This window comes from Streptomyces gelaticus (assembly GCF_014649535.1).
Lineage (GTDB): Bacteria > Actinomycetota > Actinomycetes > Streptomycetales > Streptomycetaceae > Streptomyces > Streptomyces gelaticus.
In genome coordinates, this window is sequence record NZ_BMTF01000002.1 from 48563 (window position 1) to 66549 (window position 17987).

Consider the following 17987-nt stretch of genomic DNA (forward strand, 5'->3'; position numbering starts at 1 on the left):
CCCCGGCCCGGGGACGGGCGGCCCGCAGGGTCAGGAGAAGGAGCGTCAGATGGCGCTCGGAGGGCCGTATTCCACCCCTTCGGGGAGTCGGGCGGCGCGTTGGGCACCCTCCCCGCGCGACCCCAAATAGCGTCCAGTAGGGTTTGGTCCGCATAAACATCCAAACCCCTGCCCGCGTCAGGGCGGCGACCGACCAGAACGACGGCCGCGCCGACCGCGCGGGCGAGACTCTCGGGAAGGCGCTACGTGAGTCCCAACGGCTCCGACCGCTCGTCGCGGCGCCCGATGCGGCGGAAGCTGCCGCAGGTGCTGACTGCGGGCCTGATCCTGGCGACCGCCACCGGTTGCACATACAAGGACTTTCCCCGCCTTGGTATGCCTACGCCGGTAACGGAAGAAGCACCACGGATCCTTTCTCTCTGGCAGGGCTCGTGGGCGGCAGCGCTCGTCACGGGCGTGCTGGTCTGGGGTCTGATCCTGTGGAGCGTCATCTTTCACAGGCGCAGCCGCACCAAGGTCGAGGTTCCTCCGCAGACCAGGTACAACATGCCCATCGAGGCGCTGTACACCGTCGTCCCTCTGATCATCGTCTCGGTGTTGTTCTACTTCACCGCGCGCGATGAATCGAAGCTCCTCACGCTCTCCCCGAAGCCTGCCCACACCATCAACGTGGTCGGCTACCAGTGGAGCTGGGCCTTCAACTACATCGAGAACGTGGACGGCTCGGCCGCCACGGGCAGCGAGACCTCCAAGGAACTCGACGCCATCCCCAACCGGTACCGGGATGAATTCCCCAAGGGTGCGGAAGGCGTCTACGACTACGGCGTCCCGGGCACCCGGAACCCGCAGAACGGCAACCCGGGTCCGACCCTGTGGCTGCCGAAGGGTGAGAAGGTCCGTTTCGTTCTGACTTCGCGTGACGTCATCCACTCCTTCTGGGTGGTTCCGTTCCTCATGAAGCAGGACGTCTTCCCGGGCCACACCAACGCCTTCGAGGTGACTCCCACCCAGGAGGGCACCTTCATGGGCAAGTGCGCCGAGCTCTGCGGCGCCGACCACTCCCGGATGCTCTTCAACGTCAAGGTCGTCTCCCCGGAGCGCTACCAGGCGCACCTCAAGGAGCTGGCGAAGAAGGGCCAGACGGGCTACGTGCCGGCCGGCATCGAGCAGACTGGCCCGGCCAGGAATGCGGAGACGAACAAACTGTGAGCATCCTCAACGAACCTCAGGGTGCCGCGGCAGCAGACGACTCGTACGAGGACGAGCTGCCGGTCCGGCGCAAGCAGCCGGGAAACGTCGTCGTCAAGTGGCTGACCACCACTGACCACAAGACGATCGGCACGATGTACCTGGTCACATCGTTCGCATTCTTCTGCATCGGCGGTCTGATGGCGCTCTTCATGCGCGCCGAACTGGCCCGTCCCGGCACGCAGATCATGTCGAACGAGCAGTTCAACCAGGCGTTCACGATGCACGGCACGATCATGCTGCTGATGTTCGCGACGCCGCTGTTCGCCGGATTCGCGAACTGGATCATGCCACTGCAGATCGGCGCGCCCGACGTGGCGTTCCCGCGGCTGAACATGTTCGCGTACTGGCTGTACCTCTTCGGCTCGCTCATCGCGGTGGCCGGCTTCCTCACCCCGCAGGGTGCGGCCGACTTCGGCTGGTTCGCCTACTCCCCGCTGACCGACGCGGTCCGTTCGCCGGGCATCGGCGGCGACATGTGGATCATGGGTCTGGCCTTCTCCGGCTTCGGCACGATCCTCGGTTCGGTCAACTTCATCACCACGATCATCTGCATGCGTGCCCCTGGCATGACGATGTTCCGTATGCCGATCTTCACCTGGAACGTCCTGCTGACCGGTGTGCTGGTCCTGCTGGCCTTCCCGGTTCTCGCCGCGGCGCTCTTCGCGCTGGAGGCGGACCGCAAGTTCGGTGCACATATCTTCGACGCGGCCAATGGCGGCGCATTGCTCTGGCAGCACCTCTTCTGGTTCTTCGGCCACCCAGAGGTGTACATCATTGCCCTGCCGTTCTTCGGAATCATTTCCGAAGTGATTCCGGTGTTCAGCCGGAAGCCGATGTTCGGTTACATCGGTCTGATCAGCGCGACGATCGCCATCGCAGGCCTTTCCGTGACCGTGTGGGCGCACCACATGTACGTCACCGGCGGTGTGCTGTTGCCGTTCTTCTCGTTCATGACATTCCTCATCGCGGTACCGACCGGTGTGAAGTTCTTCAACTGGATCGGCACGATGTGGAAGGGATCGCTGTCCTTCGAGACACCGATGCTCTGGGCCATCGGCTTCCTGATCACCTTCACCTTCGGTGGTCTGACCGGTGTGATCCTGGCGTCGCCCCCGCTGGACTTCCACGTCTCGGACTCGTACTTCGTCGTCGCGCACTTCCACTACGTCATCTTCGGCACCGTGGTCTTCGCGATGTTCTCCGGATTCCACTTCTGGTGGCCGAAGTTCACCGGCAAGATGCTGGACGAGCGGCTCGGCAAGATCACGTTCTGGACGCTGTTCGTGGGCTTCCACGGCACGTTCCTGGTGCAGCACTGGCTGGGCGCCGAGGGCATGCCGCGTCGTTACGCGGACTACCTCGCCGCGGACGGCTTCACCGCGCTGAACACGATCTCGACGATCTCCTCGTTCCTGCTCGGCCTGTCGATGCTGCCGTTCTTCTACAACGTGTGGAAGACCGCCAAGTACGGCAAGAAGATCGAGGTCGACGACCCGTGGGGCTACGGCCGTTCGCTGGAGTGGGCGACCTCCTGCCCGCCGCCGCGGCACAACTTCCTCACCCTGCCCCGCATCCGTTCCGAATCCCCGGCGTTCGACCTGCACCACCCGGAGATCTCGGCGCTCGAGCAGCTGGAGCAGCACCCCGAGGATGACAAGGCCCTCGCCGGTGGCAAGGAGGCGGGCAAGTGAAGATCCAGGGCAAGATGTTCATCTGGCTGAGCGTCTTCATGCTCGCCATGGCCATCACGTACGGCGTGTGGTCGAAGGAGCCGGCCGGTACCACCGCGCTCTTCCTGGGCTTCGGCCTGAGCGTCATGATCGGCTTCTACCTGGCCTTCACGGCCCGGCGGGTCGACGCCATGGCGCAGGACAACAAGGAAGCCGACGTCGCGGACGAGGCCGGCGAGGTGGGGTTCTTCTCCCCGCACAGCTGGCAGCCGCTCTCGCTGGCGATCGGCGGTGCTCTCGCCTTCATGGGAGTCATCTTCGGCTGGTGGCTGCTCTACTTCTCGCTCCCGGTCGTCCTGATCGGTCTCTTCGGCTGGGTCTTCGAGTACTACCGCGGTGAGAACCGCACCCAGTGACACGGCACCACCGCTCCACCTGACGGGGGGCCCGCACTTCTCCACCGAGAGGAGTGCGGGTCCCCCGTTCGCATGCACACCGCGCGCCGATCCGGGCGAACCTCCATAGCTTGGGTTTATGAACCACACGCCGCGCATCCGCCCCGCAGTGGGCTGCACTCTGCTGGCCGCGACCCTGGTCGCAGGCGTGACCGCCTGTGGCGGATCCGGCGGCCATCCGCTCGCGGAGAAGCCCTACGACGCGGTGGACGAGATCTCCTCCAACGCCTCCGACGGCGACGAGAAGGTCGACCCCGGCAAGCCGCTGGAGGTCACCGTCAACGGCGACGACGGCCGGATCACGGACGTGTCGGCCGTCGACGCGACCGGCCGCCACCTGGCGGGCGAGCTCGACGCAGACGGGAAGCGGTGGCACTCCACACTCCCGCTCGCCGCCGGCACCAAGTACACCGTCCGGGTCAGCACGGAGGACGACGACGGCGCGCCGGGCAGCCGTACGCTCTCCTTCGGGACCACTTCCGCCAAGAAGTTCCTGAAGGTCGCCTTCGGCCCTCAGGCGGGCACCTACGGCGTCGGACAGCCCATCACGGCGGAACTCAGCGCTCCGGTCAAGGACAAGGCGTCCAGGGCCAACGTGGAGCGCGCCCTCAGCGTCCGCTCGACCCCCGCCGTGACCGGCTCCTGGTACTGGGTCGACGACAAGACCCTGCACTACCGCCCCAAGGACTACTGGCCCGCCAGGGCCACCATCGACGTCACCAGCGGCCTGGCCGGGGTGAAGGTCACCGACGCCCTCTACGGCGCCCCCACGAAGGCGCTGAGGCTCACCACGGGCGACCGCATCGAGGCCGTCACGGACGCCGCGGCGCACTCGATGACGGTCAAGCGCAACGGGAAAGTGATCAACACCATTCCGGTGACGACCGGCAAGCCCGGCTTCGCCACCCGAAACGGTGTCAAGGTCGTGCTGGGCAAGGAATACAGCGTACGTATGCGCGGGGAGACGATCGGCATCGCGGAGGGCTCCTCCGACTCGTACGACCTGCAGGTCTACTACGCGACGCGCGTCACCTGGAGCGGCGAGTACGTGCACGCGGCGCCCTGGTCCACCGGCTCGCAGGGGAACGCGAACGTCAGCCACGGCTGTACGGGCATGAGCACCGGTCTGGCCGAGTGGTTCTTCAACACCGTGCGGCCGGGCGACATCGTCACGGTCGTGGGCAGCCAGGGCGAGACGATGACGCCGTTCGACAACGGCTACGGGGACTGGAACCTGTCCTGGGCCAAATGGCTGAAGGGCAGCGCCCTGCAGAAGAACACCACCCCGGACCGGACGGACACGATCCAGGCGGCGCGACTGCGCCCCGAGGTCTGACCGGACCGGGGAGTGCGCTGCCCCTCGGAGCCTGTCGGGCTCTCAGCGGGACCGCGGACGAAACCGCGACACGACTCAGGCGTTCACGCAGTCCCTGCTGCGGAGCAGGGCGGCCAGGGCGTCCGCGAACTCGACCGGCTCGACCGGCAGGGTCACCGCGGCGTCCGCACGGCTCCAGGTGGCCAGCCAGGCGTCCTGCGGACGTCCGATCAGCAGCAGCACCGGCGGGCAGCGGAAGATCTCGTCCTTGATCTGCCGGCAGACGCCCATGCCGCCCGCGGGCGCCGTCTCGCCGTCCAGCACGCAGACGTCGACGCCGCCGCGGTCCAGCGCCTCCAGGACGGCGGGCAGGGTGGCGCATTCCAGGAATTCCACCGGTGGCACATCAGCCGCGGGCCTGTGCCCGGCTGCCAGCCTCACCTGCTCACGGGTGTTGGCGTCGTCGCTGTAGACCAGGACCGTGGCGGTCGGCTGCATTGTTCCTCCGTGACATCTGTGTCTTCGGGGCTTTCCGGGCATGAACCGATGCGCGGATCGTACTCCGCCCGACGGCCTGTCAGCACTGCCCGGGACAGCGGTTCCATGGGCCGTTCGGGGAGGACACACCCGGCTGACACACCGAACGGCACCCCCCGGGGTGAGGGCGGGATAAGCGACCGACATAATGTCGGTCGTGGCGACAGCAACGACAGTAGAAACCGGGCACGCGCACCCGTCGGTCAATCGACCGAACCTCACCAGCGTCGGAACCATCATCTGGTTGAGCTCCGAGCTGATGTTCTTCGCGGCCCTCTTCGCGATGTACTTCACCCTGCGATCGGTGACGGGACCAGATCACTGGAAGGAGATGGCCGAGCACCTCAACTTCCCGTTCTCGGCGACGAACACCACGATCCTGGTGCTTTCCTCACTCACCTGCCAGCTCGGCGTCTTCGCCGCGGAGCGGGGCGATGTGAAGAAGCTCCGCACCTGGTTCATCATCACTTTCGTGATGGGCGCGATCTTCATCGGAGGTCAGGTCCTCGAGTACACCGAGCTGGTCAAGGAAGCGGGTCTTTCCCTGTCCTCCGACCCGTACGGCTCGGTGTTCTACCTGACCACCGGCTTCCACGGCCTGCACGTGACAGGCGGTCTCATCGCCTTCCTGCTCGTTCTGGGCAGGACGTACGCAGCCAAGAGGTTCACCCACGAACAGGCGACCTCCGCCATCGTCGTGTCCTATTACTGGCACTTCGTCGATGTCGTGTGGATCGGCCTCTTCGCCACGATCTACATGATCAAGTAACCGGGCTCGCACCCGAACCACATCCAGCATCGACGCAGAAGATCCTGACACCGGGGTAATCCGTGAAAAAGCTCTCCGCACGACGACGCCATCCGTTGGCGGCGGTCGTCGTACTACTCCTCGCGCTGGCGGCCACTGGGGGGCTGTACGCCGCGTTTGCGCCCGCGAGCAAGGCGCAGGCCGACGACACCGCCCAGTCCCTCGCCATCGATGAGGGCAAGAAGCTGTACTCCGTCGGTTGCGCCAGCTGCCACGGAACCGGCGGTCAGGGCACCACCGACGGGCCGAGCCTGGTCGGCGTGGGCTCCGCCGCCGTTGACTTCCAGGTCGGTACGGGCCGTATGCCGGCGCAGCAGCCCGGCGCCCAGGTGCCGAAGAAGAAGGTCATCTACAGCCAGGCGCAGATCGACCAGCTCGCGGCGTACGTCGCGTCGCTCGGCGCCGGTCCGGTCATTCCGACCAAGAAGCAGGTCGACCCTGCGGGTGCGGACATCGCCAAGGGTGGCGACCTGTTCCGTTCCAACTGCGCGCAGTGCCACAACTTCACCGGTGAGGGCGGCGCGCTGTCGAACGGCAAGTACGCGCCCAGCCTTGAAGGCGTGGACCCGAAGCACATCTACGAGGCCATGCAGACCGGCCCGCAGAGCATGCCGTCCTTCCCGGACACGACGATGCCCGAGCAGCAGAAGCGGGACATCATCGCGTACATCCAGACCGTCAACAGCAGCCAGTCGGAGAACCCGGGTGGTCTGAAGCTGGGCGGCCTGGGCCCGGTCAGCGAGGGGCTGTTCGCCTGGATCTTCGGGCTCGGCGCACTGATCGCAGTTGCCATTTGGGTCGCGGCCCACACCGCTAAGGCCAAGAAGTCATGAGTAGCCAAGAGATTCCAGAAGAGAACCTGCCCGCTGAGCAGGAGGCCGCGCACGGCGCGGTAGAGGTCGCGGAAGACCCGTTCGCCGACCCGGGGCTGCCGGCCCACAAGCCGCGCATCCAGGACATCGACGAACGGGCCGCGAAGCGCTCCGAGCGCGCCGTCGCGCTCATGTTCACGCTGTCCATGCTGGCGACGGTCGGCTTCATCGCCTCGTACGTCATCTTCCCGGTCGACAAGATCGTGTACATCTGGCCCTTCGGCCACGTGAGCGCGCTCAACTTCTCCCTGGGTCTGACCCTGGGCGTGGCCCTCTTCACGATCGGCGCCGGCGCCGTCCACTGGGCGCGCACGCTGATGTCCGACGTGGAGGTCGCCGACGACCGGCACGCCATCGAGGCGACGCCCGAGGTCAAGGCGAAGGTCCTGGCCGACTTCGCGGCAGGTGCCGAGGAGTCCGCGTTCGGACGGCGCAAGCTGATCCGCAACACCATGTTCGGTGCGCTGGCCCTGGTGCCGCTCTCCGGTGTGGTGCTGCTGCGCGACCTCGGTCCGCTGCCGGAGAAGAAGCTCCGCAACACCATGTGGGCCAAGGGCAAGCAGCTCATCAACATGAACACGATGGAGCCGCTGCGTCCCGAGGACGTCGCCGTCGGTTCGCTGACTTTCGCCATGCCCGAGGGCCTGGAGGAGAGCGCTCACGACTTCCAGAACCAGATCGCCAAGGCCGCGCTGATGATCATCCGCATCGAGCCGGACAACATCAAGGACAAGCGCGAGCGCGAGTGGGCCCACGAGGGAATCGTGGCCTTCTCCAAGATCTGCACTCACGTCGGCTGCCCGATCAGCCTGTACGAGCAGCAGACGCACCACGTGCTCTGCCCGTGCCACCAGTCAACCTTCGACCTCTCCGACGGCGCCCGCGTCATCTTCGGTCCGGCCGGTCACGCCCTTCCGCAGCTGCGGATCGGTGTGAACAGCGAGGGCAACCTCGAAGCGCTCGGTGACTTCGAAGAGCCCGTCGGTCCTGCATTCTGGGAGCGCGGATGAGTACTGCGACCGACACACAGCGCAAGGCGCCCGCCGGTGAGCGGGTGGCCGACTGGGCGGACGGCCGGCTCGGGATCTACTCCCTGGCCAAGGCCAACATGCGCAAGATCTTCCCGGACCACTGGTCCTTCATGCTCGGTGAAGTCGCCCTCTACAGCTTCATCATCATCATCCTCACGGGTGTGTACCTGACGCTGTTCTTCCAGCCGAGCATGGGCGAGGTCGTGTACCACGGCTCGTACGAGCCGATGCAGGGCATCCGGATGTCCGAGGCCTACGCCTCGACGCTGGACATCAGCTTCGACGTCCGCGGTGGTCTGCTGGTTCGCCAGATCCACCACTGGGCCGCGCTGATCTTCCTGGCCGGCATGTTCGTGCACATGATGCGCGTCTTCTTCACGGGTGCCTTCCGCAAGCCGCGTGAGATCAACTGGCTGTTCGGCTTCCTGCTGTTCGTGCTGGGCATGTTCACCGGCTTCACCGGCTACTCGCTCCCGGACGACCTGCTGTCCGGTACGGGTGTCCGCTTCACCCAGGGCGCGATCCTGTCGATGCCGATCGTCGGCACGTACATCTCGATGTTCCTGTTCGGCGGAGAGTTCCCCGGCCACGACTTCGTCGCCCGGTTCTACTCGATCCACATCCTGCTGCTGCCGGGCATCATGCTCGGTCTGCTGGTGGCGCACCTGATCCTGGTCTTCTACCACAAGCACACGCAGTTCGCGGGTCCCGGCCGCACCAACAAGAACGTCGTCGGCATGCCGCTGATGCCGGTGTACATGGCGAAGGCCGGAGGCTTCTTCTTCCTGGTCTTCGGCATCATCGCCGTCATCGCGGCGATCGCCACGATCAACCCGATCTGGAACATCGGTCCGTACCGTCCGGACCAGGTGTCCACCGGCGCCCAGCCCGACTGGTACATGGGCTTCGCCGAGGGTCTGATCCGAGTGATGCCGGGCTGGGAGATCAACCTCTGGGGCCACACCCTGGTCCTGGGTGTGTTCATCCCGCTGATGGTCTTCGGACTGGTGCTCGCGGTCATCGCGGTCTACCCGTTCGTCGAGTCCTGGATCACCGGGGACAAGCGCGAGCACCACATCCTGGACCGCCCGCGCAACGCTCCGACCCGGACGGCCTTCGGCGTCGCCTGGATCACCGAGTACGTCGTCGTCTTCATCGGCGGTGCCAACGACCTGTGGGCCACGCACTTCCACCTGTCGCTGAACGCCATCTCCTGGTTCGTCCGGATCTTCATCTTCGCCGGCCCGATCATCGCGTTCATCGTCACCCGGCGGATCTGCCTCGGCCTCCAGCGCCGCGACAAGGAGAAGGTGCTGCACGGGCGCGAGTCCGGCATCATCAAGCGCCTGCCGCACGGTGAGTTCGTCGAGATCCACGAGCCGCTCGGCCCCGAGCAGCTGCACACGCTCACCGCGCACGAGCAGTACGAGCCGGTCGAGATCGGCCCGACGGTCGACGAGAACGGTGTCAAGCGCAAGGTGTCGGCCCTGCAGAAGCTGCGGGCCCGGCTCAGCAAGGGCTACTACGGCGAGAACAACCAGATCGCCAAGCCCACCGTCGAGGAGTACAAGGAGATCACCAGCGGCCACGGTCACCACTGATCGCCTGAACTGATCGCCACAGCCGGAGCCCCGTCCATTCGATGGACGGGGCTCTTCGCTGTCTACCGCGCTCGATAGGGTGGAGGTGATCCCTTTTACCGGCTGTGGACCCAGGAGCGGACCATGAACGTTGTGACCCCGATCGGCGGCGACAGCGTGGCGGACCGTACCTGGCCCGGCGTGCTGAACCCCCTGCTGCGCGGCGAGAACCTCACCGCCGACGACACCGCCTGGGCGATGGACCGCATCATGAGCGGCGAGGCGAGCGATGTGCAGATCGCCGGGTTCGCGGTGGCCCTGCGGGCCAAGGGCGAGACGATCGACGAGGTGTCCGGCCTGGTACGGGCGATGTACGAGCACGCCCACACCATCCACGTACCGGGTCGTACGGTCGACATCGTCGGCACCGGCGGCGACCTCGCCAGGACGGTCAACATCTCCACCATGTCGGCGATCGTCATCGCCGGCACCGGCGCCAAGGTGGTCAAGCACGGCAACCGCGCCTCCTCGTCGGCGAGCGGCTCCTCCGACGTGCTGGAGAAGCTCGGCGTCAACCTGGACCTCTCCGCGCAGCGGGTCGTCGAGGTCGCCGAGGAGGCGGGCATCACCTTCTGCTTCGCGGTGAAGTTCCACCCCGCCCTGCGCTATGTCGCCCGGGCCCGCAAGGAGCTCGGCGCACCGACCACGTTCAACATCCTCGGGCCGCTCACCAACCCGGCCGGGGTGCGCTCCCAGGCCGTCGGCGTGGCCGATCCGAAGATGGCGCCCATCGTCGCCGGCGTCCTCGCCGAGCGCGGCAATTCGGCGCTGGTCTTCCGCGGTGACGACGGCCTGGACGAGCTGACGACGACCGCGACCTCGCGGGTCTGGGTGGTCCGGGACGGGGCGGTGCGCGAGGAGGCGTTCGACCCGCGCGACGTCGGTCTGGATCTGGTGCCCGTGCAGGCCCTGCGCGGTGCGGACGCCTCGTACAACGCCGACGTGGCCCGCCGGGTGCTGGCCGGCGAGCGGGGGCCGGTGCGCGATGCCGTGCTGCTCAATTCGGCGGCGGCGCTGGTCGCGCTGGACGCGGCGGACGGCCCGCTGAACGAGCAGCTCGCGGCCGGGATGGCGAAGGCCGCCGAGTCCATCGACTCCGGGGCGGCGATCAGGGCGCTGGAGCGCTGGGTGGCGGCCAGCAACGCCTGAGACAGGCGCAGATGTGGCGAAGGGCGCAGTCCGGATCCTGGACTGCGCCCTTGCGCGTCTTCGTGCGTATGGCAAGATGCAGGACAGGTCATGAGTGACAGCGACTACGGCCCCGGCCCGCTGTCCGGCAACCCTCCGTCCGTGGCGGGGTGCCCCGGGTGAAGACCAGGCCGTAGGCAGCGAGGTCTGCGGCAAGCGCGGGCCCCTCGGCATCTGTGAATGCCAGCCCCCGGGGTCCTGGTCCCTAGGGAGCCTCTTGTGAGCACGCGAATGCGATAGGGCCGTCGGCCCTCCTCCGCACACCCCTCTTTTCTCTTCCGCTGCGCTGCCGCGTATCGCCGGCGCATGCAATTCGCCTGCCTCTTACGGGAGTTCGCCATGTCTGTCTTCACCGCTGCCGCCGACCAGTCGCTTTGTGCCCCTCTGCCGGTTCTGGGCAAGGATGTGACGGTTCCGCTGGTCACGGGCGGTGAGGTCGCCTACGCCGCTCTCGACTACGCCGCCAGCGCGCCCGCGCTCCAGCGTGTCTGGGACGACGTCGCCGCGTACGCCCCGTACTACGGCAGCGTCCACCGCGGGGCCGGTTACCTCTCGCAGCTCTCCACGGACCTCTTCGAGAACAGCCGGGCGACCGTCGCGGAGTTCCTGGGCTGCCGCGCCGACGACCAGGTGGTCTTCACCCGCTCGACCACCGACTCGCTGAACCTGCTGGCCGCGGTCGTTCCGGCCGACTGCCAGGTCTTCGTGTACGAGACCGAGCACCACGCCTCGCTGCTGCCGTGGCGCGACGCCCGGGTGACCTATCTGAACGCCCCGCGCACCCCCGCCCAGGCCGTCGAGACGCTGGAGCGGGCGCTCGCCGACCGCGAACCCCACGGCCCCGCGCTGGTCTGCGTCACCGGCGCCTCCAACGTCACCGGTGAGCTGTGGCCGGTGAAGGAGCTGGCCGCCGCGGCGCACGCGCACGGTGCCCGGATCGTGCTGGACGCCGCCCAGCTCGCCCCGCACCATCCCGTCGACGTCGCCGAGCTGGACGTCGACTGGGTCGCCTTCTCCGGACACAAGCTGTACGCGCCCTTCGGCTCGGGTGTCCTGGCCGGCCGGGCCGACTGGCTCCAGCAGGCCGAGCCCTACCTCGCGGGCGGCGGCGCCTCGCGCAAGGTGGCCCGCCGCACCGACGGCGGCGTGGACGTCGAGTGGCACTCCACCGCCGCCCGCCACGAGGCCGGTTCCCCCAACGTCATCGGCGTGTACTCCATCGCCTCCGCCTGCAAGGCCCTCACCGAGGCGGGTTTCGACGGCCTGGTCGCCCGGGAGCAGCACCTCGTGAGCACGGTCCGGGCCGGCCTCGCCGGCATTCCCGAGGTCAAGGTGCTCTCGCTGTTCGGCGACGACGCCCCGCGGGTCGGCGTCATCTCCTTCGTGGTGGAGGGCTGGAACAGCTCGCACTTCGCCGCCGCGCTCTCCGCCGAGTACGGCATCGGGGTCCGCGACGGACTGTTCTGCGCCCACCCGCTGGTCCGCACCCTGCTGGGCAGCGACCCGCAGGAGGTCGGCGAGTGCGGCGCGCCGGAGGCCGGGCCGGGGGAAGGCTCGCTCAATGCGATCCGGGTGAGCTTCGGCGCGGGTACGCCGGACGAGCACATCGAGCGTTTCGTCCGTGCGGTCAAGGAGTTGGTGAGCAAGGGCGCCCGGTGGAAGTACCGCACCGAGGACGGCCGCTGCGTCCCGGACCGGGGTGCGGGGCAGCGCTGACGGGCGGACAGCGCTTCGGCGGGGGACGGGCAGCCCAGGCCGTCCCCCGCCGAAGCGGCACGCCGTGCAGAAGTCCTACGCGTCGAGGCCGATGGCGAAGGCGGCCTCCAGGTCGTGCTGCGAGTAGGTGCGGAACGCCACGTGCGTGTCGGTGGCCTCGACGCCGGGGATCTTGCTGATCCGGCCGGGGATGACATCGGCCAGATCGTCGTGCTTGGCCACCCGGACCATGGCGATCAGGTCGTACGTACCGGTGACCGAGAAGACCTCGCTGACGCTGTCCAGCGCTGCGATGGCCTCGGCGATCTCGGGAATCCGGTCCACGCTGGTTTTGATGAGCACGATCGCGGTGATCACGGCTGGCTTTCTCCCTCGGTGGCCGTGGCTGGTGTCTTCACTCTATCCGTACGCCGACAACGCCCCCAGGCGTAGACGAAGCCCAGCGCGAAGCCCACCACATGGGCCAGATAGGCCACCCCCGGACCGCCGTCGCCCGCGCCCCGGACCGCCAGCCACTGCAGGACGAACCAGAAGACCAGCACGATCCAGGCGGGGAAGCGCAGCGGCAGGAAGAAGAGGAACGGGAACAGGCTGGTGACCCGGGCCCTGGGGAACAGGTAGAGGAACGCCCCGAGCACCGCCGAGATCGCCCCCGACGCGCCCACCAGCGTCTGGTCGGACGTGGCGTGGGCGGCCGCGTAGGCGACCAGGGCGAGATAGCCGCAGATGACGTAGAAGAAGGTGAACCCGGCCCGGCCCATGCGCTCCTCGGTCATCGCCCCGAAGACGTACAGGAAGAGCACGTTGCCCAGCAGGTGCAGCCAGCTGCCGTGCACGAACAGGGCGGTGAGCGGGGTGAGCAGGGCGTGTGCGGAGCCGTCCCACAGCTCGCTGGGGATCACGCCCCAGCGTTCGAAGTACCCGGCCTGCGCGGCGAGCAGGGCGTCGGCGGTGCCGGGGACGGGGTTGAGGCCGGAGAGCGGGCTGATCACGAAGACCAGGACGCAGACCGCGATCAGGGCATGGGTCACCACTGGTCCGCCCGGGGTGACCGTCCGTAACAGCCTACCGGCCGGTCTGCCGGGCACAGCTCGCTGATCGATCATGAACAGAGCATGACGCAAGCGGAGGGAACGGGACAGACCGCCTCGCCGTGTCGGGGGGATGCGAGGAGGCCGTAGGGTTACGGCAGGACATCCGCAGTTCGACGGCGCACCGCGAGATCCTTGAAGGCAAGGCAGCACGAGGCTCGACGAAAGAGGACGCAACGATGACGACGGTTCCCCAGCCGACCGACGGGACTCGCTGGCGCTGCACGCTCTGCGGAAATCTCACGCGCTTCGACGTGACGCGCTCCTCGAAGGTCATCGAATATGTCCATCTCGACCTGGCCGGTGAGTCAAGCGTCGAGGAACGCGAGGTGGTCAGTGAGACCATCGAGTCGGTCCGTTGCCGTTGGTGCAACGCGGTGGACCAGATCGAACTGGTGGACAGGCCGGGTGCCGACTCCTGACGGAGCCGTGCCCACAGACATTTTGGGGTGACGGCATGGCGGAGCAGCCCGAGAGCGGCGCCGAGTCGGCCGAGGCGGCCGACGGCGCCGTCGAGGCGCTCGACCGCCCGCTGCCCGAAGGTGTACGGCGGCGGGTCGTCGCGCTGGTCTCGGACGCGTTCGGTGGTCTGACGGTAACCGAACTCCCCGCCCAGCTGCGGCAGTACGCACGCTTCACCCCGACCCGTCGGGCCAAGTTCGCCGGGAACGCGATGGCGGCCGCCCTGGAGGGCGACGCGCTGTTCCGGCAGCGGATCGGCGAGCGGCTCAGGGAGGGGCAGCCGGAGCTGGCCGCAGCCCTGGAGGCCGGTGCGCCGCCCGCCGCCGCCGACCCGGTCGACGTGGCCGCGGCGGCCTATGTGCTGCGCCCGGCGGGCTGGGTGAAGCTGGTCGCCGCCGCCGGCGAGGAGGTCCAGCGCGCGGACGCCGAGCGTGCCGACGAGGAGAGCCGCCGCGAACTGGAGCAGCTGCGCGAGGAGCTCGCCCGGGCCCGCTCGCAGACGAAGAGCGAGACGGAGCGGTTGCGCGGCGAGCTGGAGGCGGCCCGCAAGGAGGCCGAATCCCTTCAGCGCAAGCTGCGCAGCGCTGTCAACGAGGTCAGGCGGGGCGAGGCCGCGCTGCGCCGCAGCCGGGCCGAGACCGAGGCCGTACGGTCCGAGGCGGCCGCCCAGGTCTCCGCGGCCGAGAGCGAGAGCCGTCGGCTCAAGGCGCGGCTCGGGGAGGCCGAGGCGTCCGTGGAGGCGGGCCGCCGGGCCGCCAGGGAGGGCCGCTCGGTCGAGGACATGCGGCTGCGGCTGCTGCTGGACACGGTGCTCGACGCCGCGAGCGGGCTCCGCCGCGAACTGGCTCTGCCGCCCTCCTCGATCCGCCCCGCAGACGGTGTCGACGCGGTCGAGCCGGGCCGGATGTCACCCAAGGACATTGCCGCCAGGGCCCTTTCGGAGACCGACCCGGCCCTGCTCGACCAACTGCTCGCACTGCCGCAGGCGCATCTGATCGTCGACGGCTACAACGTCACCAAGACCGGCTATCCGCAGCTGCCGCTGGAGAAGCAGCGGTTGAGGCTGCTGGGCGGGCTCTCGGTGCTCGCGGCGCAGACCGGCGCCGAGATGACCTGTGTCTTCGACGGGGCCGAGCTGGCGGCCCCGGTGCTGCTGGCGCCGCCGCGCGGGGTCCGGGTGCTCTTCAGCAAGCCCGGGGTGACCGCCGATGAACTCATCCGTCAGCTGGCGCGCGCCGAACCTCCGGGCAGGCCCGTCGTGGTGGTCTCCACCGACCGCGAAGTCGCCGACGGAGTGGCGAAGGCGGGCGCCAGGCCCGTTGCGTCCGCCTTGCTCCTGAAGCGCCTTTCACGCGTCTAGTGAGACTTGCCGGTTCTCGTCCCAAATCAGGGAACGGACCGTCAAGTCGCCGCTACGCCCCGTGTGTCGTGGGTAAAGAAGTGCAGCCTGTGACAAGATTTTTCCGGCGAGGATTTGAACTGATCACAACTTGGTCACTAGGGTCAGGCCTCGAACCTTCGCACGGTTGATCACCCATCCGGGGTGACGGTGAAGGCACCGCCGAGTCCGTGACGTGCACGGAGCCGGGGATTCGCATCCCCCCACAGCCCGGTAGGCGGCTCGAGGAAGAAGGAGCTCGCCTCCGTGGCGTCCCACCGTCGTCCCAAGCAGCCGAGCCGTGCCCGCGTGACCGTGCTCACCGCGACCGCCGCCGCGGCCGTGGCCCTGACCTCTCAGGCGGCCCACGCCGACCCGAAGCCCTCCAAGGGCGAAGTCAGGGCGAAGGTCGAGAAGCTCAGCCACGACGCCGGCGAGGCCAACGAGCAGTACTACGGCGCCAAGGAGAAGCAGCAGAAGCTGGAGAAGGAAGTCGGCGCGCTGCAGGACAAGGTGGCCCGCGGCCAGCAGGAGATCAACACGCTCCGCAACGGCCTCGGTTCGCTCGCCGCGGCGCAGTACCGCTCCGGTGGCATCGACCCGTCGGTGCAGCTCTTCCTCTCGTCCAACCCGGACACCTTCCTCGACGAGGCCTCGGCCCTCGACCAGTTGACGGCCAAGCAGACCGAGACCCTGGGCAAGATCCAGGAGAAGCAGCGGGTCCTCGCGCAGCAGCGCAAGGAGGCCCAGGACAAGCTCGGTGACCTCGAGGACGTACGCAAGACGCTCGGCGAGAAGAAGAAGGAGCTCCAGACCAAGCTGGGCAAGGCGCAGCGTCTGCTCAACTCGATGACCGCCGCCGAGCGCGCGGAGATGCGCGAGGAGCAGAAGCGCGCCAGCCGCGACGCGGGCGACCGGGTCGAGCTGGGCAAGGAGGCCCCCGCCTCCGCCTGGGGCGCCGCCGCCCTGAACGCCGCCGCCACCCAGGTGGGCAAGCCGTACGGCCGCGGCGGCACCGGCCCCGGCTCCTTCGACTGCTCCGGGCTGACCCAGTGGGCCTACGCCCAGGCCAACGTCCAGATCTCCCGGGTCACTTACACCCAGGTCAACGACGGCGTCCACATCGGACGCAGCGCGCTGAAGCCGGGCGACCTGGTCTTCTTCAACAACACCGCGCACGTGGGCCTCTACGCGGGCAACAACACCGTCCTGCACGCCCCGTATCCGGGCACGTTCGTCCGTTACGAGTCGATGGACACCATCGGCAGCTTCCAGTTCGGCGTGCGCGTCGGCTGACGACGCCCGAACGGGCGAATTCCCGCGCCCGCGCAGACGGTCCGCCCCGCCGGAGACCACAGGTCACCGGCGGGGCGCCGTCGTTTCCGCCGCCCTCCTTCCGGCGCGGCCGTTCGCCGCTGCGTGATCGCCCGACTACTGTCTGCCTGCCGTGCAGCTCCCGGTCGTCGGTCCGCCCGCCCCGGGCGGCAGGGGCTGCGCACGTCTGCGTCCAGCGGAAGGGAGTGCGGCGTCCTGTGGTGTCCCATCGCCGTTCCACACAGCCCGGCCTCAACCCGAGCGTCCGGGCCACCGTTCTGTCGGCCGCGGCGGCGACCGCCGCGGCCACCCTCGGGACGGCCACCGCGAACGCCGACCCGCATGACGCGCCCCGGACCGCCAAGGCCCGCATCGACCTGCTGTACACCGAGGCCGAGCGGGCCACCGAGCAGTACAACGAGGCCGGGGAGAACGCCGACCGGCTGCGCGGCGAGGTCGGCCGGGCCCAGGACCGGGCGGCCCGCGGCCAGGAACAGGTCAACCGGATGCGTACGGCGCTGGGTTCGGCGGCGAGCGCGCAGTACCGTTCCGGCGGCATCGACCCCGCGTTCGCCCTGCTGCTCTCCGCCGACCCGGACAGCTACCTCGACCGGGCGGCCGTGCTGGAACGTCTGACCGACCTTCAGGCCACCGAGCTGCGGCAGCTCCAGCAGGTCCAGCGCGCTCTCGCGCAGACCCGGGCGGAGGCGACCCACGCGCTGGCCGACCTGGAACGCAACCGGGCGGCCGCCACCCGGCACAAACGGACCGTCGAACGCAAGCTCGCCGAGGCCGGGAAGCTGCTGGGCACGCTGTCCGGCACCGACCGGGCGCAGTTCGAGCGGGCCTCGCGCTCCGGCCGCGACGGCGCGTTCCCGGCGGCGGCCGGTCTGCCGGCCGGCTCCTCGCGCGCGGCGGTGGCCGTCGCGGCGGTCCGGCAGGCGCTGGGCCGCCCGTACATCTGGGGGGCCAACGGGCCGGACGGCTTCGACTGCTCCGGACTGATGCAGTGGGCGTACGCCCAGGCCGGGGTCAGCCTGCCGAGGACCTCGCAGGCCCAGCGGTACGCGGGACACATGGTGCCGCTCTCCGAGGCCCGCCCCGGCGACCTGGTCGTCTACCGCGCGGACGCCGGTCACGTCGCGATGTACGTCGGCAACGGCCAGGTGATCCACGCCCCGTACCCAGGGGCCCCGGTGCGCTACGACCCCGTCGGCATGATGCCCGTCTCGTCGGTCACCCGGGTCTGACCGTACCCT

The 17987-nt window shown here is 68.5% G+C and carries 17 protein-coding genes and 1 riboswitch; of the genes, 14 read left to right on the forward strand and 3 right to left on the reverse strand.

What is annotated here, in order from left to right:
* Nucleotides 1-246: 246 nt before the first annotated feature.
* From ctaC to IE107_RS02930, 4 genes are all read left to right on the forward strand, one after another.
* Nucleotides 247-1209 (forward strand): aa3-type cytochrome oxidase subunit II, encoded by a 963-nt coding sequence (gene ctaC, locus IE107_RS02915; RefSeq protein ID WP_189540688.1) that lies wholly within the window; start codon nt 247-249, stop codon nt 1207-1209.
* Complete coding sequence (ctaD, locus tag IE107_RS02920) at nt 1206-2942, forward strand: aa3-type cytochrome oxidase subunit I (protein ID WP_189540690.1); 1737 nt, start codon at nt 1206-1208, stop codon at nt 2940-2942. The genes ctaC and ctaD overlap by 4 nt, the downstream gene beginning before the upstream one ends.
* Entirely contained in the window at nt 2939-3337 is a 399-nt protein-coding gene (locus IE107_RS02925; protein WP_189540692.1) for a cytochrome c oxidase subunit 4, read from the forward strand. The genes ctaD and IE107_RS02925 overlap by 4 nt, the downstream gene beginning before the upstream one ends.
* A gap of 118 nt (nt 3338-3455) precedes the next feature.
* Complete coding sequence (locus IE107_RS02930) at nt 3456-4712, forward strand: L,D-transpeptidase (RefSeq protein ID WP_189540694.1); 1257 nt, start codon at nt 3456-3458, stop codon at nt 4710-4712.
* A gap of 75 nt (nt 4713-4787) precedes the next feature.
* Here the strand turns inward: IE107_RS02930 and IE107_RS02935 are convergent, their stop codons facing one another.
* Nucleotides 4788-5189, reverse strand: coding sequence for a response regulator transcription factor (locus IE107_RS02935; protein ID WP_189540696.1), 402 nt, complete (start codon nt 5187-5189; stop codon nt 4788-4790).
* A gap of 187 nt (nt 5190-5376) precedes the next feature.
* Here IE107_RS02935 and ctaE point away from each other — a divergent pair, with 187 nt between their 5' ends.
* The 6 genes from ctaE (at nt 5377) to IE107_RS02965 (ending at nt 12483) form a co-directional block, all read left to right on the forward strand.
* Nucleotides 5377-5997, forward strand: coding sequence for an aa3-type cytochrome oxidase subunit III (gene ctaE, locus IE107_RS02940; protein ID WP_189540698.1), 621 nt, complete (start codon nt 5377-5379; stop codon nt 5995-5997).
* Between the two features lie 62 nt (nt 5998-6059).
* On the forward strand, nt 6060-6869 hold the full coding sequence (qcrC, locus tag IE107_RS02945) for a cytochrome bc1 complex diheme cytochrome c subunit (protein WP_189540700.1): 810 nt from the start codon (nt 6060-6062) through the stop codon (nt 6867-6869).
* Nucleotides 6866-7918, forward strand: a complete 1053-nt coding sequence (qcrA, locus tag IE107_RS02950) for a cytochrome bc1 complex Rieske iron-sulfur subunit (RefSeq protein WP_189540702.1) — start codon at nt 6866-6868, stop codon at nt 7916-7918. Before qcrC ends, qcrA begins: the two co-directional genes overlap by 4 nt.
* On the forward strand, nt 7915-9540 hold the full coding sequence (gene qcrB / locus IE107_RS02955) for a cytochrome bc1 complex cytochrome b subunit (RefSeq protein WP_189540705.1): 1626 nt from the start codon (nt 7915-7917) through the stop codon (nt 9538-9540). Before qcrA ends, qcrB begins: the two co-directional genes overlap by 4 nt.
* 123 nt (nt 9541-9663) lie before the next feature.
* Nucleotides 9664-10728, forward strand: coding sequence for an anthranilate phosphoribosyltransferase (gene trpD / locus IE107_RS02960; RefSeq protein WP_189540707.1), 1065 nt, complete (start codon nt 9664-9666; stop codon nt 10726-10728).
* A gap of 86 nt (nt 10729-10814) precedes the next feature.
* A riboswitch (SAM riboswitch) is annotated at nt 10815-10932 on the forward strand.
* Nucleotides 10933-11106: 174 nt separating this feature from the next.
* A complete protein-coding gene (locus IE107_RS02965) occupies nt 11107-12483 on the forward strand; it encodes an aminotransferase class V-fold PLP-dependent enzyme (protein WP_189540708.1) in 1377 nt (458 codons plus the stop codon).
* Nucleotides 12484-12558: 75 nt separating this feature from the next.
* On the opposite strand, the gene IE107_RS02970 is transcribed toward IE107_RS02965, so the two are convergent.
* Together IE107_RS02970 and IE107_RS02975 are read right to left on the reverse strand one after the other, a co-directional pair.
* Complete coding sequence (locus IE107_RS02970; protein WP_093543818.1) at nt 12559-12840, reverse strand: Lrp/AsnC family transcriptional regulator; 282 nt, start codon at nt 12838-12840, stop codon at nt 12559-12561.
* Complete coding sequence (locus tag IE107_RS02975; RefSeq protein ID WP_189540711.1) at nt 12837-13589, reverse strand: rhomboid family intramembrane serine protease; 753 nt, start codon at nt 13587-13589, stop codon at nt 12837-12839. Before IE107_RS02975 ends, IE107_RS02970 begins: the two co-directional genes overlap by 4 nt.
* A 164-nt stretch (nt 13590-13753) precedes the next feature.
* Here IE107_RS02975 and IE107_RS02980 point away from each other — a divergent pair, with 164 nt between their 5' ends.
* The 4 genes from IE107_RS02980 to IE107_RS02995 all read left to right on the forward strand — a co-directional run bounded on the left by IE107_RS02980 (nt 13754) and on the right by IE107_RS02995 (nt 17978).
* Nucleotides 13754-13996 (forward strand): hypothetical protein, encoded by a 243-nt coding sequence (locus IE107_RS02980; protein WP_189540713.1) that lies wholly within the window; start codon nt 13754-13756, stop codon nt 13994-13996.
* Between the two features lie 35 nt (nt 13997-14031).
* Nucleotides 14032-15396 carry an NYN domain-containing protein gene (locus tag IE107_RS02985; protein ID WP_189540715.1) on the forward strand — a complete coding sequence of 455 codons (1365 nt, stop codon included), beginning with the start codon at nt 14032-14034 and terminating at the stop codon, nt 15394-15396.
* 285 nt (nt 15397-15681) lie between these two features.
* Entirely contained in the window at nt 15682-16710 is a 1029-nt protein-coding gene (locus tag IE107_RS02990) for a C40 family peptidase (RefSeq protein ID WP_189540716.1), read from the forward strand.
* 236 nt (nt 16711-16946) lie between these two features.
* Nucleotides 16947-17978 carry a C40 family peptidase gene (locus tag IE107_RS02995; RefSeq protein ID WP_189540719.1) on the forward strand — a complete coding sequence of 344 codons (1032 nt, stop codon included), beginning with the start codon at nt 16947-16949 and terminating at the stop codon, nt 17976-17978.
* The last annotated feature ends 9 nt before the right edge of the window (nt 17979-17987 follow it).

Excerpts from the sequence above, each read along its gene's own strand:
- IE107_RS02930 (WP_189540694.1), top strand. The coding sequence starts at position 3,456 with ATGAACCACACGCCGCGCATCCGCCCCGCAGTGGGCTGCACTCTGCTG.
- IE107_RS02935 (WP_189540696.1), bottom strand. The coding sequence starts at position 5,189 with ATGCAGCCGACCGCCACGGTCCTGGTCTACAGCGACGACGCCAACACC.
- ctaE (WP_189540698.1), top strand. The coding sequence starts at position 5,377 with ATGTCGGTCGTGGCGACAGCAACGACAGTAGAAACCGGGCACGCGCAC.
- qcrA (WP_189540702.1), top strand. The coding sequence starts at position 6,866 with ATGAGTAGCCAAGAGATTCCAGAAGAGAACCTGCCCGCTGAGCAGGAG.
- qcrB (WP_189540705.1), top strand. The coding sequence starts at position 7,915 with ATGAGTACTGCGACCGACACACAGCGCAAGGCGCCCGCCGGTGAGCGG.
- trpD (WP_189540707.1), top strand. The coding sequence starts at position 9,664 with ATGAACGTTGTGACCCCGATCGGCGGCGACAGCGTGGCGGACCGTACC.
- IE107_RS02965 (WP_189540708.1), top strand. The coding sequence starts at position 11,107 with ATGTCTGTCTTCACCGCTGCCGCCGACCAGTCGCTTTGTGCCCCTCTG.
- IE107_RS02975 (WP_189540711.1), bottom strand. The coding sequence starts at position 13,589 with ATGATCGATCAGCGAGCTGTGCCCGGCAGACCGGCCGGTAGGCTGTTA.
- IE107_RS02980 (WP_189540713.1), top strand. The coding sequence starts at position 13,754 with ATGACGACGGTTCCCCAGCCGACCGACGGGACTCGCTGGCGCTGCACG.
- IE107_RS02985 (WP_189540715.1), top strand. The coding sequence starts at position 14,032 with ATGGCGGAGCAGCCCGAGAGCGGCGCCGAGTCGGCCGAGGCGGCCGAC.